Origin of the sequence: Paenibacillus xylanilyticus (assembly GCF_009664365.1) — a bacterium.
GTDB classification, from domain to species: Bacteria; Bacillota; Bacilli; order Paenibacillales; family Paenibacillaceae; genus Paenibacillus; species Paenibacillus xylanilyticus_A.
Genome location: NZ_CP044310.1, coordinates 4,696,034 through 4,710,189 on the forward strand (window position 1 = coordinate 4,696,034; position 14,156 = coordinate 4,710,189).

Below are 14,156 nucleotides of genomic sequence, written 5' to 3' on the forward strand. Positions count from 1 at the left end.
CAAAACAAGCCCACAGCTTATTACACCGTGGACTTGTTTCTTAACGTAACTTTTAACAAGATGACAGATCAGTTTGTTTTGCTGCGCACTTCAAAAATGGCAAATTTCAAGTAATGCCCTTCATCTACACCCAAAATTTGCGGGTGGTCCTTGCCGGCAGCTTTCCATTCAATTAGGCGCAATACCTTGCCCGCATCTTCAGCAGCATCCGCAATCGTTTCCAGGAAAAGATCCGGACGCATATGATATGAACAGCTCGCTGTGACCAAATACCCACCTTCATTCACAAGCTTCATGCCATGCAGGTTAATATCCTTGTATCCACGGCAGGCGCCTTTGACTGCTGATTTGGTTTTGGCAAAGGCAGGTGGGTCAAGAATGACCACATCAAATGTTTTCCCGCCGCCAGCTGCAAGCGCTTTGGAGGTATCCACTTTCTGTTCGGCTGCCCGTGCACGTACGGAACGCTCTTCTACTCCCTTGACCTGTTCACGTAAATACTGGAAGGCATCAGCGACAACAAATTCTACCCGATCCGTAAAACCATTCAATTCTACGTTGGTGCGGGCACTTTCAATCGCATGCTCGGAAATATCTAGGCATGTGACTTTTTTGGCACCATATTTGCAAGCGTTCAACGTGAAGCTGCCCGTGTGTGAGAAACACTCCAGAACAGTAGCCCCATCCCAATAGGGGAAGGTTACCACTTTACCGCTTTTATTTACAGGCAGCAGCTGATGGCTTCCCTCTTGCTCCACTTCCTGCACCGTAATTCCGCTTTTATAACCCCAGCCCTTCATAAGCGGTTCAATTGCCGCCCGATTCTCACGCTGGTCGAAGAAGTAGCCTGTTTTCTGGCCTTCCACGATATCCACTTTAATAAGCAAGCCATTCTCGGTTACCGTAACATGACGTGGACACTCCCCGTACAGCGGTCCTTTGGTCTGCTCCAGTCCTTCCAGCTCACGAATCGGCACATCACTGCGCTCATAGATTCCCTCTGGCTGCATTACTTCGATCAGAGCCTGTACGATGGCTTCACGGCAGCGATCCATTCCCAAGGTAAGCAGCTGCACAACGAGAACACTTCCAAAACGGTCCACGATCAGGCCAGGCAGAAAATCAGCCTCTCCGTATACGAGACGATACGCCTCTCCATCCTGGATAAAACGTTCCCGGTGACGCAGGCAGTCGCTGAAGCGAGCGGCAAAAAAGGCGGTGTCCATCTGCTCAAACTCCAGCGGTTGATATGAAACGACTCTCACTGTAATCTGTGAAGCCGGATTATAGTATCCTGTCGCCAGATAACGACCTTGATGATTCAATACGTTGACCAGATCTCCCGGTTCGGGGTTACCGTTAACCGAGGCAATTTCGTTGTTGTATATCCATGGATGTGCATGTTCAAGCCGCTTTTTGCGACTGCGTTCCAGTGTAACCGATGGCAAGGTAAATCCACTTCCTTTGTATTAGTTATTTGAAAAGATAGGTTTAGTGCAAAGGGAGACCGCTGCGGGGACGGATTGGTCTTCCGATCGCTGTTATCCCTGGATTTTTTTGATTCCCTTCTTACAAAGGGAAAACCAGGGATAAACGCGAACGCTTCGCTTCTTCTGATTCAATTCCGTCCCCTCCGCTCCGTTTGCACGAATCACCGTATCTTTTGAATGGTGGGGTGAGTAGGTTATGAAACAACCCTAATTACAGAAATTGTGAAGAGCATGTTGCCGCTACAGGGCGGTTGGTCTTCCGATCGCTGTTATCCCTGGATTTTTTTGATTCCCTTTTTACAAAGGGAAAATCCAGAGATAAACGCGAACGCTCGCTTCCTCTGATCCAATTCCGTCCGCACCAATTGTCTCCTGCTGTCATGGTTGTCCTCTCTTATTCATAAGATGAGATAACGACTAGGCACGGAAGGAATGATGGAACGAGATGTTCAGAGATGTTGTGCTGCCGCTCATATATGGACTAATTATTTTTTTTGGTGGAATGAAACTGATGGAAACGGCCTTACAGCGAATGGCTGGGCCAATGCTGGCCGGGTGGCTTAACCGAGCTACCTCTGCTCCATGGAAAGGCATGGCTTTCAGTGCAGGAGCCACCGCAATATTACAGAGCAGTACCGCCGTTACGGTGCTCACCATTGGTCTCGCGAATGCAAGATTAATTACCTACGGTCGCACACTAGGCATTATTCTGGGCACGAACATTGGTACATGCCTGACAACCGAGTTGATTGGGTTACAGATTGGACGTGCTGCCCTGCCCTTGCTAGTCATTTCTCTTACAGGTTGGGCTGTCTTTGTTGTTCTTAGTGAGCGCAATCAAGCTGCCCCCGAACACACTCGAAGATTCCTAATGAACTCACAATATAGCTTTCTTGCAGCTGCCGGTTTTGCTCTCGTGATGACCGGCATTCAAGTCATGCAATCCATCGCCGTCCCCCTGCGCAGCATGGGCGTATTTCAGTGGTTTTTGGATCGCTCGGCCGACAGTCTGTGGTGGGGATTTCTGGCTGGTGCCTGCCTTACGGCTCTCATTCATAGCAGTGCAGCTGTCATCAGCGTGGCGATTACGCTGGCGGCTACAGGTGTGCTGCCTGTGGAGATCGGTATTGCCATCGTGATCGGGTCCAATGTCGGGACTTGTGTCACAGCTGTGATTGCAGCCGCCGGAGGAGCTTCCGCAGGCAAATTCGTTGCAGCCTCCCATGTTGTATTGAACATTGCGGGAGCATTGCTTTTTATGCCGCTGATCGGGTTGCTGCATGCAGCTTCAGCCTGGCTGTCAGCGGACTACGGGGCACAGATTGCGCATGCCCAGACCCTGTTTAACATCATCAGCTCACTGCTTGCATTGCCCCTATGCTATCTGCCCATCTGGCACAAAAAACCACCGGCTCACGCCCCAACAGCGAAATCGCCCGCGGCTTGATGCTCGGCTCCTCTATTTGATAAGGAACCAGGCATTGCTGTATTCGGCCATTATTACACGTTAATGCCCAGCTTGTTCAGTGCCACCCGCAAAATGTTATCGTTGTTGTCGTAACCGTTCTGCTGCTGTCTTGACCAGGCTTCTTCTGGTGCGTACCAATCGACTCCCTTGATCTCTTCGATCTGCGGCTGCAGGTCTCCACTTTCTGCTTCAACCAGATAATAGTGAACTTCCTTGTCTACCGGACCAAACTCAGCATGCTGATATGTGTAGGCAATGATATCGACAGGCTCCACAATTCGGCCGACCATGCCTGTCTCTTCCAAAATCTCGCGCAAGGCAGTTTCCTCTACCGTTTCTCCAGCTTCCATCTTGCCTTTGGCAAGTGTTGTTTTACCATAACGATCCACAATAAGCTGAATCTGAAGACTGCCGTCTTCCTCGTTACGATAGACTACACCGCCTGCGGATATTTCCTTTTTGTTCATTCTGATTTCCCCCGTTCACAGTTATGTCTTGCCTTTAGTTGAAAAACAAGGACCTCATCTCCCCGGGTACGCTCCCCAAGGAAATGAAATCCTTGTTTTACTGACGCCTCGATTACATCGCTGCGGACTTCAGATTATCTTCCAGTACACGAACCAGTGTACCCTGGCTTTCGTTTACACCCGCTTCGGTCACTTTGACGCGGCACACTTTACCGATCATGTCTGTAGAACCATCAAATACGAGCTGAATGTAGTTATCGCTATAACCATGCAATTTTCCGCTGCCTTCACGGCCTTTTGCTTCACCTTCCGGAATGACATCCAGAACCTCGCCTACAAACTTCTGCGCATAAGCAAGCTGCATTTGTTCAGACAGGTCGATCAGTTCATGCACACGAGCATTTTTGACTTCTTCATCCACCTGATCTTCCATCCGGGCTGCCGGTGTTCCTGTACGCTTGGAGTACGGGAATACGTGCATTTCCGAGAAACCGATTTTTTTCATCAATTCATAACCATTACGGAACATTTCGTCTGTCTCACCCGGGAAACCTACGATAACGTCCGTTGTAATAGCCACATCTGGCATTGCTTCGCGGATGCGAAGCATTTTGTTATAAAATTCTTCGGTTGTGTACTTGCGGCGCATCCGTTTCAATACGGTGTCATCACCCGCTTGCAGCGGGATATGGAAGTGGCGTACCAGCTTGTCCGAACGCTTAATGACATCCAGCATCCGATCATCGATCTGGCTCGCTTCAATGGAACTGATACGGATCCGCTCCAGCCCTTCCACTTTATCCAGATCCCATAGCAGATCAGTCAGATCGTAGTTCTCCATATCGTCACCATATCCACCCGTGTGAATGCCTGTCAGGACGATTTCCTTATAACCGGCATGTACAAGCTGGTGAGCTTGCTGAACAATGCTGTTTGCTTCCCGGCTGCGGGAGAGCCCGCGTGACCATGGAATGATGCAGAACGTGCAGAAGTTGTTGCAGCCGTCCTGAATTTTCAGGAATGCACGCGTACGATCCGCGAAGTCCGGCACGTCCATTTCCTCAAATACACGAGTTTTCATAATGTTCCGCACCGCATTGACTGGCTGACGGGACTCCTGAATTTCGCGAACATAAGGTAAAATTTTATCCCGGTCCTGCGTTCCGATGACGAGATCCACTCCAGGAATGTCGAGAATCTCTGCTGGCGAAGTTTGAGCGTAACAGCCCGTAACTGCTACAATCGCATCCGGGTTGCGACGAATGGCACGACGGATGATTTGACGACTCTTTTTGTCCCCGGTATTCGTTACCGTACATGTATTAATCAGATATACATCTGCTGTCTGTTCATCGAAGTCCACTTGATCGTATCCTTCATTTTTGAACAATTGCCAGATCGCCTCTGTATCATAAAAGTTAACTTTGCAGCCCAAGGTGTAAAACGCCACGGATGGCATAATTACATTCCCCCCATTTCTCCGGATTCATATAAAACACAAGTCAGCGCTGCCATCCCTGCGGTCTCGGCACGCAATATTCGCTTGCCCAGCCCAACGGATACCGCGCCTGCCTGATCGGCTTCCAGCGTTTCTCTCTCGGAGAACCCGCCTTCAGGTCCAACCACAATCAACACGTCTGCAGCCGCATCAGGTGCGAGCTGTTCAATAAACGGCTTCAGCGCATCGCGCAGCTGCTTGCCGTTCTCCTTTTCATAACAATAACATACCAAACTGTAGCCCTCAAAAGAAGACAGCAGCCCTTTCCAGGAAAGTGGCTGCTCGACGGATGGAATGCGATTCCGATGACTTTGTTCAGCGGCTTCCTTGGCAATTTTGCGCCACCGCTCCAACCGTTTGCCTTCTTTCTTGGCATCATATTGAACAATCGTCCGTTCCGAGAGGAAAGGTACAAAGGCTACCGCTCCGATTTCGGTACATCTCTGAATAACCGTCTCCATCTTGTCACCCTTCGGCAGGCTCTGGGCCACCGTTACGCGAATACGGGCTTCATGGTCCATTTTCAGAGATTCCACGATATTTGCCGTTACCTGGCCAGCTTCGATACTCTCAATCTCCACCAAAGCCTCACGACTCTGTCCATCACTGACAATCAGTTTATCTCCAGGCTTGCCACGCATCACTTTACCGATATGGCGCGCATCATCTCCCAGAATGACAACAGAATGCTCTGTAAGCTGTTCTGCAGATACAAAATAACGCTGCATGGGTTTATCCACCTATTCTTTCCTGTTATGACTGGCATTCACCCTGCCTTGCGGCAGGCGTGAATCCAATCGCCACAGATGATCATACAACTTTTATGTCCTTCTGACCAGCATTTCAGTCCAAAAAGACTAGTGATATTATCGATAGAATCCAATGATTCCTTTTGCCAAATTAACATACATATTCTGCGCTAATTCATATAATGGCTGAATTGTAGCGTTCTGCAGCGGAGGAATAATCAGAATTAAGAGAAAAATAAAAATGGACCATTGTTCAACCCCTTGCAGTTTGCGACTAATCGAAGGTGGCAGTACATCTTCAAGAATTCGGTAACCATCCAGTGGTGGCAATGGGATCAGGTTAAAGAGGAACAGGAAAAAGTTCGTCAGATTGAAAATCGAGAAGAACATGGAGATCGCCGTGAACAACCGTTCATTCTCAATCCCACCTAACGCTCCTGAACCTACAAGAGATGCATAGATAATGGTTCCCACAATAGCCAAAAGCAAATTGCTAAGCGGTCCAGCAAACGACACAATAACTCCCATTAATCTAGGCTTATCAAAATTCGCACGATTGACCGGGACAGGCCGTGCCCAACCGAACCCGGCAATCACAAGCAGCAGCACACCAAACAAATCAAAGTGAACTGCCGGATTAAGGGTGACCCGACCCAGCAGCTTGGCGGTCGGATCTCCAAATTTATTGGCAAAGTATGCATGGGCAAACTCATGTACAGTGAAAGCAATCAGAATCGTCAGCAGGAAAAACGGGAGCTGATCAATGGGATAACGAAAGAACGAATTCAGAAAGTCCATTCGTTACCTCTTTCTGGCAACATAAGCCAGCCAGTCCTCGTCACGGTGGACCGCACTAATTTCAAAACCGGAAGCAACGAGTGCATCATGCACAACCTGCTCTTTGTTTTTCCAGATCCCTGAAGCAATATAGACACCGCCTGGTTCCAGTGCATTGTATACATCATCAATAAACAGCATAATAATCTCGGCCAAAATATTGGCTACGATCACTTTCACAGGCAGCTGAACACCTAATGCAGGATCTTGGCTTCCAAGAACAGATAGGAGATCACTCTCTTTAACCGTAACTTGCTCCTCCAGGCCGTTCAGATGCACGTTCTCCTTCGCACTCGATACTGCAACCGGATCAAGATCCAGTGCCAGAACATGCTTTGCACCCAGCTGAATGGCACCGATCGCCAAAATACCTGAGCCCGTACCCACATCAATGACTTCCTCGCCGCCCTGAATTACCGTTTCCAGTGTCCGCAAGCATAGGGAGGTTGTCGGATGTGTACCTGTACCAAAAGCCATACCTGGATCCAGCTCGATGATCTTCTCTTCCGGACTTTCGGGTGTGTAGTCTTCCCATGTCGGTTTGATCGTCAAACGATCAGATACGCGGACGGGCTTGAAATACTGTTTCCAGGCATTAGCCCAGTCATCTTCATCCACCGTACGAACCTCATACCGGATCTCACCCGCATCAATATCAAATTCGGAGAGCTGCTTAATTCTCGGGTTAACTTCTGCTTTAAGGGCTTCCATGTCCGTACCTTCCGAGAAATACCCTTTAATCACAGCCAAACCTTCCGGAATATCATTCAAAGGCAGCTCATACCACTGGCCATAAGACGTATCACGTTCTTTATTTAATGTGCCAGATTCTTCGATCGAGACCCCTCCAGCACCTGCTTCATGCAAAAAATTCGAGATCATTTCCACAGCTTCTTCTGTGGTATGTATTGTTAGTTCATGCCATAACATACTTGATTTTTCCTCCTCATTTTTCAAACATCCCAATCATTGTACTACACAAGGGAGCAGGAGCACAAAACCGTTCCTGAGATTTAAAGCAAAAAACAGGACATCCGCAGCTACCTGCTCGGATATCCTGTTTCGAATTGTGCCCAAAAAGGGGGAACCCTCAGCAAAAACGCCCACCATTCTGGGTAATCATCTCTGCCGCCTGAGGAAGATAGTCGCTTGGTATTGAAACGGTCAGTAGGATTTCTTGTCCGGAAGGAACGAATGCACGTTGTTCTGTCATATCCATGACTTCGCCATTGGACAACATCTCAGGTTCATCACTGATGAGTGCAAGCACATTCAGTTCGCCACTGAATCCACCTGTTATAGCTGTAGGTGCTTCATCCGTACGCTCCTGCGGTTCTGTGTTTCTGGCAAGCGATTCGCTCGCAAGGCTCTCGATGCTTAACTGATTCGGATGCAGCAATGCCAGAGCCCTTCGTGCAGATTCGGCTTCAGACCAGCTGGTGAATACCGCCTCGATGGTTACAGCCGAGCGTTCTTCATTCATGAAGCTCCCGTCCCTGACGACGATCAGCCGCTTCACTGCGCCGGATTGCCTCTACGTCATCATGGTCCGCAACCTCAGCACTGAATTCCACATCTTCGTTTTTAGCGGATTGCATCCGTTTCATCTTTTCCGTTTTTGTTAAAATCTTGCCTGGGCGTTCGTGTTCAGCCATCGTTATAATCCTCCCTCAGAATAAGTAATTTCGTCCGCTTATTTCTAGATCATTCCACCAGCTTGTTCAATAATGGATAACGCTCGGTGATGAACCGCTTCGTCAACCACAACGGTTAACAATACATCTCTGCCGGTAGGACCTTCTTGTCCACCATCACTCATGCCACTTGAAGAGGGATCTGCTGCGGCCATGATTCCCGCTGTTGCATTCGTACCAAGCGAACCAGGCACCCATGATGAGAAGCTGCCGGAAACGCCTGGAGTATAGGAAGCGCCACTGGGTCCAACACCTGCGTAACGGCTAAAACGATTAATGGACAGGTCTTCCACGCGCAAGGCTTCCAACTTTTTGGCTGCCCCCTCGGCCTGCTCCGGACTATGAAAATAGGCCAAAATGTTTTTTTCGGTCATTCGGTTCACCTGCTTCCCAAGATTGCGCATACAGTTATGCATGATCGTTCTCGCCTTGCTATCTTTCCGCAGTATTGCTCATATTATGCAGGAATCTCCCATATGGGGCACTTATATGGGTAGCTAATGTCATGTAAAGAAGCAGCAGCAATCAAGCTTGAATCTTATGTATATGGAAAAAGGACACCACGGCATTAATAAAATGTACCCCTTGTCAAGGACAATTAAAAAAGGTTAGGCTACTTCAAGCTGCTGTCTGTATCGTACAGGCGGCAGCTTGTTTAAGTTCCATTGACCTCGATAATAATTGTAATAGATCATGTAACTCTTCACTTCTTGCTTAACCTCCTCCAGGGTCATACATGTTTTGAAATTTGTTTCATCTTTAAAATGCCCAAAGAAGGATTCTTGTGGAGCGTTATCCCAACAGTTTCCTCGGCGTGACATGGATTGTTTTAACCCCATTTGTTTCACAAGCTTTTGAAACTTGGGGTTTGTATAGTGGAATCCTTGATCCGAATGAATCAATGCATCCGAAGTGAGATGCCGATGCTTTTGGAGTTGTTTCAACGTCTCCATCGCAATGTCCAATCCAAGGGAAGCAGAGACTTCATAGGCTAATATTTCATTCGTTTCAGCATCTTTAATCGTTGATAGATAGGCCCGTTTACTTATCCCATAAGTTAAGTATGTGATGTCCGTTAAGAGAACTTTGCCTGCAATCCCTGGCTTAAACGCTCGCTTTAACGTGTTGGGACAGGTTCGATGCTCTTGGGTCGCTTTAGCCATACGACGTGTGGGATTTGCTTTTCGAATCGGACAAACGATGTTGTACTTTTGCATGATCCGACGGATTCGCTTGAGATTGTATACGACGCCATACTGAAGTGCGAGCGTCATTTTGATTTGACGGGCGCCTTTGTTCCTCCTACGGTAATGGTAGGCTTTCAGGATGATCGCTTTCATCTTCTGATCATTCTGTTCCTGCTTTTGACGATGTAATCTGGCATCTTCACTACAATAGTGGTAATAGCCTGAACGTGAAACGCCAGCAATAGCACAAAGAACATGCACCTTGCGTTGGAAAGAGTATGTATGCAACATCTCTTGAATCAGTTTAAATTTTTGTCGCGTACTGAGTTGGATTTTTTTCTTCTCATCTGCCTTTCGAGTTGATCGAGCTTTTTTAAGAATTCATTCTCCGCTTCAAGCCATTTCATTTTCGCTTCCAAACGGGCATATTTTTCTTCAAGACTTAATTCACGGGTCAGAGAACGTTCTGAGGCGTGTTTTCTACCATCCGTTAATCCAGCAGATCCTTGTTCCTGAAATGCCGTACGCCATCGATTGGAAGCCTTTCGAATCCGGGTTGCACCCAAAACGTCAATGGGAAATCCTGCTTCCTGAAAGATCTCACTAGGAAGCATACCTTGACTGTGTTCTTGAATAAATCGTTCTTTGAACGCATCCGTATACGTAATGGCTTTAGCGCTAACATTTTTCACATAAGGATTTCTTCTCAACTGATCTTGCTCTTGCGTTGTAAAGTGTTTTTTTGACATTTGCTTGACCACCGCTCGTTTTTTATTCATTGTACACAAAAAAAGACCCTACAAGATGACCTTTTTTAAAGTGTCTATCTTATAGGGTACAGTTTATAATCGCTGTAGTGTCCTTTTACATATGTTATAGGGTTGATGCTCAGTCTCCGCGGAAAGCCCGTTTCACCCGGTCAAAGAAGGATTGTTCATGTTCATGGGTTTGCTCTCCATCCAGTGCAGCGATTTGACGAAGCAGATCTTTCTGCTCATCATTCAGCTTGCTTGGTGTAACCACAACCACTTTTACATGTTGATCCCCTTGGCCCATGCCGCGCAGGCGCGGAACCCCTTTGCCTTTAAGACGGAAATACGTTCCGGTTTGTGTACCCGCTGGAATTTTCAACTTCACTTTTTCAGTCAACGTTGGAATCTCAATCTCGTCACCCAATGCCGCCTGAGCAAATGTAAGCGGAATTTCACAGTAGATATCATCGCCTTCACGCTCAAAGAAATCATGTGATTTCACACGAATGACGATATACAGGTCTCCTGCTGGTCCACCTCGCAGACCACCTTCACCTTCACCAGTCATGCGCAGTTGAGCACCGTCATCCACACCCGCTGGGATGCGAACGTGAATTTTGCGCTGCTTGCGGACTTTACCGCTGCCGCTGCATGTTGTACATTTTTCTTCAATGATTTGACCTGAACCATTACAGTTCGAGCAAGCACGACGATTGACCATGCGGCCAAATGGTGTATTTTGCACGACTTCCTGTTGGCCGCTACCTTGGCAGACCGAACAAGTCTTCGGCTTCGTACCCGGTTTGGCACCTGAACCATGACATGTATCACAGCTTTCGGTACGCGGAATGGTAATGTCGGTCTCTTTGCCGAACACCGCTTCCTTGAATTCGATGGTCATGGTGTACTGCAGATCATTTCCCCGCTGCGGAGCATTCGGATCACGTCGTCCGCCGCCACCGCCAAAGAACATATCGAAGATGTCGCCAAATCCGCCGCCGCCGAAATCACCGCCACCGCCGAATCCACCCTGATTCGGATCGATATGACCATACTGATCATACTGAGCCCGCTTCTGGCTGTCGCTGACTACATCATAAGCTTCTTTTACTTCCTTAAACTTGGCTTCCGCATCTGCTGCCTTGTTTACGTCAGGGTGATACTGACGGGCAAGCTTACGGTAGGCCTTTTTGATTTCCTCGTCGCTTGCATTTTTGCCAACGCCGAGTACCTCATAATAATCTCGTTTTTCAGCCACTCTTCCACCCCCATAACATTCACCTTATCGCACATCGTGACAAAAGGAAAGTCAAAGCACGGAAGACCCGGCTATGACTTTCCCCTCGATCCGAACGTCACCGATGATTAATCCACGTAAATTCGTGAATTCATTTTATTTTTTATCTTCATCCACGACTTCGTAATCAGCGTCTACGACGTTGTCACGTTTAGCGGAACCTTGTTGCTCTTCAGCACCTTGAGCTGCTTGCTCTTGTGCCTGTGCTTGCTCATACAGTTTAACGGACAGCTGTTGAACGATCTCTGTCAGTTCTTCTGTAGCTGCTTTGATATCTTCCAGGTTGTCGGAAGCCAGCACGCCTTGCAGTTTTTCTTTTGCAGCATTGGCTTTCTCAACTTCGCCAGCATCTGCTTTTTCGCCAAGATCTTTGATCGTTTTGTCCACAGAGTAGATCAGTTGATCTGCGCTGTTTTTCGCTTCAACGAGTTCTTTGCGTTTTTTGTCTTCTTCAGCGTGCAGCTCAGCATCTTTCATCATTTGTTCAACTTCAGCATCGCTCAGACCGCTGGAAGAAGTGATGGTGATTTTTTGCGTTTTGTTCGTACCTTTGTCAGTTGCAGATACGTTAACGATACCGTTGGCATCAATATCGAAGCTAACTTCGATTTGCGGAACACCACGTGGAGCCGGTGGAATATCTCCCAGCATGAAGCGTCCGAGCGTTTTGTTGCCAGCTGCCATTTCGCGTTCCCCTTGCAGGACATGGATCTCAACGCTTGGTTGGTTGTCTGCATATGTGGAGAACACTTGGGACTTGGATGTAGGGATCGTTGTGTTGCGCTCGATCATTTTGGTAAATACGCCACCTGCAGTTTCGATACCCAGGGACAGTGGAGTTACGTCGAGCAATACGACGTCTTTTACGTCACCTGTCAGTACGCCCGCTTGTACAGCTGCACCCAAAGCTACAACTTCATCCGGGTTAACGCCTTTGTGAGGCTCTTTACCAGTCAGTTTCTTGATCGCTTCCTGTACTGCAGGAATACGTGTGGAACCACCAACCAGAACGATTTTGTCGATATCATTAGCAGTCATGCCAGCATCGCTCAATGCACGGCGAGTTGGTTCAAGCGTACGCTCAACCAGACCAGCAGAGATTTCTTCGAATTTCGCACGGCTCAGGTTCAACTCCAAGTGCTGAGGAACGCCGTCAGCTACAGTGATGAACGGCAGGGAAATCGTTGTAGTCAATACGCCGGAAAGTTCTTTTTTCGCTTTTTCCGCTGCATCTTTCAAACGTTGAACCGCTGCTTTATCTTTGCTAAGGTCAATGCCTTGGTCTTTTTTGAATTCACTTACGAGATAATCGATGATGACTTGGTCAAAGTCATCGCCACCCAGTTGGTTGTCACCACTAGTCGCTTTAACTTCGAAGAAGCCGTCACCCAGTTCAAGGATGGATACGTCGAATGTACCGCCACCCAAGTCATATACGAGAATCGTTTGGTCTTCGGATTTCTCCATACCGTATGCCAAAGCCGCTGCAGTTGGCTCGTTGACGATACGCAGAACTTCCAAACCTGCGATTTTACCTGCATCTTTGGTTGCTTGACGTTGGCTGTCATTGAAGTAAGCCGGTACCGTGATAACCGCTTGTGTTACCGTTTGGCCAAGGTAAGCTTCAGCATCGGATTTCAATTTTTGCAGGATGATGGCAGAGATCTCTTGTGGAGAATAATCTTTGCTATCGATGGTTTCTTTGTGGGAAGTACCCATGTGACGTTTGATCGAGATGATCGTACGATCCGGATTCGTGATCGCTTGGCGTTTAGCTGTTTCACCAACAACGCGCTCTCCATCTTTTTTGAAACCCACTACGGATGGGGTTGTACGTGCGCCTTCCGGGTTAGGGATAACGACAGCCTCGCCGCCCTCCATTACCGCTACGCAAGAGTTGGTTGTTCCTAAGTCAATACCGATTACTTTGCTCATCGGAAAATTTCCTCCCTCAACTATTTAAAATGGATCTGGTTGATCCTTATTTGCAGTTCTTCCTTATCGTGCTCTATGTGTGTAAACCTTTATATTAAACCTCGTCACAGCTTACATACCCATGGAGCGAGGCCCATAATTCTGCAACCAAAATTATGAGCTGACTTTAACCATGGCAGGACGAAGTACTTTATCCTTCAGCATATAGCCTTTTTGGACTTCCTCCACAACGGTACCTTCTTCATACTCGTCGGACTCCACTTGCATAATTGCTTGGTGGAATTCAGGATTAAACGGCTGTCCAACCGTGTCCATTGCAGTCAGACCTTCATTGTTCAGCACCGTTTCCAGCTGGCGGAAGATCATTTGAATGCCTTTGGAGAAAGATTCGGACTCCGTACCCTCCGGTACAGTAGCCATGGCACGTTCGAAGTTATCAATAACCGGCACCAGTTCGGTGACCAACTTCATTGAAGCATACTTCGCCAGTTCCTCTTTTTCCTTTTGGGTACGGCGACGGAAGTTATCAAAATCAGCTTGAGCACGGACAAAGCGCTGCTGCGTTTCCTCAACCTCTGTCTTCAAACGTGCGAGCTCATCTTGCCCCTGATCTGCCATCTCCTCAGCTTGCGCTTCTGCAGCCCCTGCTTCGTTAACAGGCTCCTGGCTCTCGGCCGCTGTCGTTTCCTGCTGTTCCTGTTCTTCTGCTGCGAATGATTGCTCCTCTTTCAAGATGTTCACCTCCTTATACTAATGAATTCGTTCAATCCCGTATCCTTATG

General features: G+C 47.9%; 14 protein-coding genes. 1 reads left to right on the forward strand and 13 read right to left on the reverse strand.

The genetic code is table 11. The annotated features are described in order from the left end of the window. Positions 1–68 precede the first annotated feature (68 nt). Entirely contained in the window at positions 69–1,448 is a 1,380-nt protein-coding gene (locus tag F4V51_RS20890) for a class I SAM-dependent rRNA methyltransferase (protein WP_153979465.1), read from the reverse strand. Between the two features lie 487 nt (positions 1,449–1,935). Between F4V51_RS20890 and F4V51_RS20895 the strand changes: the two genes are divergently transcribed. Continuing rightward, positions 1,936–2,937 (forward strand): Na/Pi cotransporter family protein, encoded by a 1,002-nt coding sequence (locus F4V51_RS20895; protein ID WP_153979466.1) that lies wholly within the window; start codon positions 1,936–1,938, stop codon positions 2,935–2,937. A 53-nt stretch (positions 2,938–2,990) separates the two neighbouring features. Here the strand turns inward: F4V51_RS20895 and F4V51_RS20900 are convergent, their stop codons facing one another. The 12 genes from F4V51_RS20900 to grpE form a co-directional block, all read right to left on the reverse strand. Further along, positions 2,991–3,425, reverse strand: coding sequence for an NUDIX hydrolase (locus F4V51_RS20900; RefSeq protein ID WP_153979467.1), 435 nt, complete (start codon positions 3,423–3,425; stop codon positions 2,991–2,993). Positions 3,426–3,537: 112 nt separating this feature from the next. Further along, positions 3,538–4,884, reverse strand: a complete 1,347-nt coding sequence (gene mtaB, locus F4V51_RS20905; RefSeq protein ID WP_153979468.1) for a tRNA (N(6)-L-threonylcarbamoyladenosine(37)-C(2))-methylthiotransferase MtaB — start codon at positions 4,882–4,884, stop codon at positions 3,538–3,540. Between the two features lie 2 nt (positions 4,885–4,886). Further along, complete coding sequence (locus tag F4V51_RS20910) at positions 4,887–5,651, reverse strand: RsmE family RNA methyltransferase (RefSeq protein ID WP_095359510.1); 765 nt, start codon at positions 5,649–5,651, stop codon at positions 4,887–4,889. 138 nt (positions 5,652–5,789) lie between these two features. Next, a complete protein-coding gene (locus F4V51_RS20915) occupies positions 5,790–6,470 on the reverse strand; it encodes a site-2 protease family protein (RefSeq protein ID WP_153979469.1) in 681 nt (226 codons plus the stop codon). A gap of 3 nt (positions 6,471–6,473) precedes the next feature. Next, positions 6,474–7,439, reverse strand: coding sequence for a 50S ribosomal protein L11 methyltransferase (prmA, locus tag F4V51_RS20920; protein ID WP_153979470.1), 966 nt, complete (start codon positions 7,437–7,439; stop codon positions 6,474–6,476). A gap of 160 nt (positions 7,440–7,599) precedes the next feature. Further along, entirely contained in the window at positions 7,600–7,992 is a 393-nt protein-coding gene (locus tag F4V51_RS20925; protein WP_153979471.1) for a hypothetical protein, read from the reverse strand. Then, positions 7,985–8,164 (reverse strand): YfhD family protein, encoded by a 180-nt coding sequence (locus F4V51_RS20930; RefSeq protein ID WP_110821281.1) that lies wholly within the window; start codon positions 8,162–8,164, stop codon positions 7,985–7,987. Before F4V51_RS20930 ends, F4V51_RS20925 begins: the two co-directional genes overlap by 8 nt. 44 nt (positions 8,165–8,208) lie before the next feature. Then, positions 8,209–8,577: a hypothetical protein gene (locus F4V51_RS20935; RefSeq protein ID WP_153979472.1), complete on the reverse strand. Its 369-nt coding sequence runs from the start codon at positions 8,575–8,577 to the stop codon at positions 8,209–8,211. 234 nt (positions 8,578–8,811) lie between these two features. Further along, positions 8,812–10,139 (reverse strand): IS3 family transposase gene (locus tag F4V51_RS20940; protein WP_416226486.1). Its coding sequence is split into 2 segments (ribosomal slippage): positions 8,812–9,770 and positions 9,770–10,139, totalling 1,329 coding nucleotides; the frame shifts between segments, so codons are not numbered across the junction. A gap of 139 nt (positions 10,140–10,278) precedes the next feature. Next, positions 10,279–11,400, reverse strand: a complete 1,122-nt coding sequence (dnaJ, locus tag F4V51_RS20945; protein WP_095359516.1) for a molecular chaperone DnaJ — start codon at positions 11,398–11,400, stop codon at positions 10,279–10,281. Positions 11,401–11,535: 135 nt separating this feature from the next. Beyond that, positions 11,536–13,374: a molecular chaperone DnaK gene (dnaK, locus tag F4V51_RS20950; protein ID WP_095289845.1), complete on the reverse strand. Its 1,839-nt coding sequence runs from the start codon at positions 13,372–13,374 to the stop codon at positions 11,536–11,538. A 153-nt stretch (positions 13,375–13,527) separates the two neighbouring features. Beyond that, entirely contained in the window at positions 13,528–14,106 is a 579-nt protein-coding gene (gene grpE / locus F4V51_RS20955; protein WP_095289843.1) for a nucleotide exchange factor GrpE, read from the reverse strand. Positions 14,107–14,156 lie beyond the last annotated feature (50 nt).

Excerpts from the sequence above, each read along its gene's own strand:
- F4V51_RS20895 (WP_153979466.1), top strand. The coding sequence starts at position 1,936 with ATGTTCAGAGATGTTGTGCTGCCGCTCATATATGGACTAATTATTTTT.
- F4V51_RS20900 (WP_153979467.1), bottom strand. The coding sequence starts at position 3,425 with ATGAACAAAAAGGAAATATCCGCAGGCGGTGTAGTCTATCGTAACGAG.
- mtaB (WP_153979468.1), bottom strand. The coding sequence starts at position 4,884 with ATGCCATCCGTGGCGTTTTACACCTTGGGCTGCAAAGTTAACTTTTAT.
- F4V51_RS20910 (WP_095359510.1), bottom strand. The coding sequence starts at position 5,651 with ATGCAGCGTTATTTTGTATCTGCAGAACAGCTTACAGAGCATTCTGTT.
- F4V51_RS20915 (WP_153979469.1), bottom strand. The coding sequence starts at position 6,470 with ATGGACTTTCTGAATTCGTTCTTTCGTTATCCCATTGATCAGCTCCCG.
- prmA (WP_153979470.1), bottom strand. The coding sequence starts at position 7,439 with ATGTTATGGCATGAACTAACAATACATACCACAGAAGAAGCTGTGGAA.
- F4V51_RS20925 (WP_153979471.1), bottom strand. The coding sequence starts at position 7,992 with ATGAATGAAGAACGCTCGGCTGTAACCATCGAGGCGGTATTCACCAGC.
- F4V51_RS20930 (WP_110821281.1), bottom strand. The coding sequence starts at position 8,164 with ATGGCTGAACACGAACGCCCAGGCAAGATTTTAACAAAAACGGAAAAG.
- F4V51_RS20935 (WP_153979472.1), bottom strand. The coding sequence starts at position 8,577 with ATGACCGAAAAAAACATTTTGGCCTATTTTCATAGTCCGGAGCAGGCC.
- dnaK (WP_095289845.1), bottom strand. The coding sequence starts at position 13,374 with ATGAGCAAAGTAATCGGTATTGACTTAGGAACAACCAACTCTTGCGTA.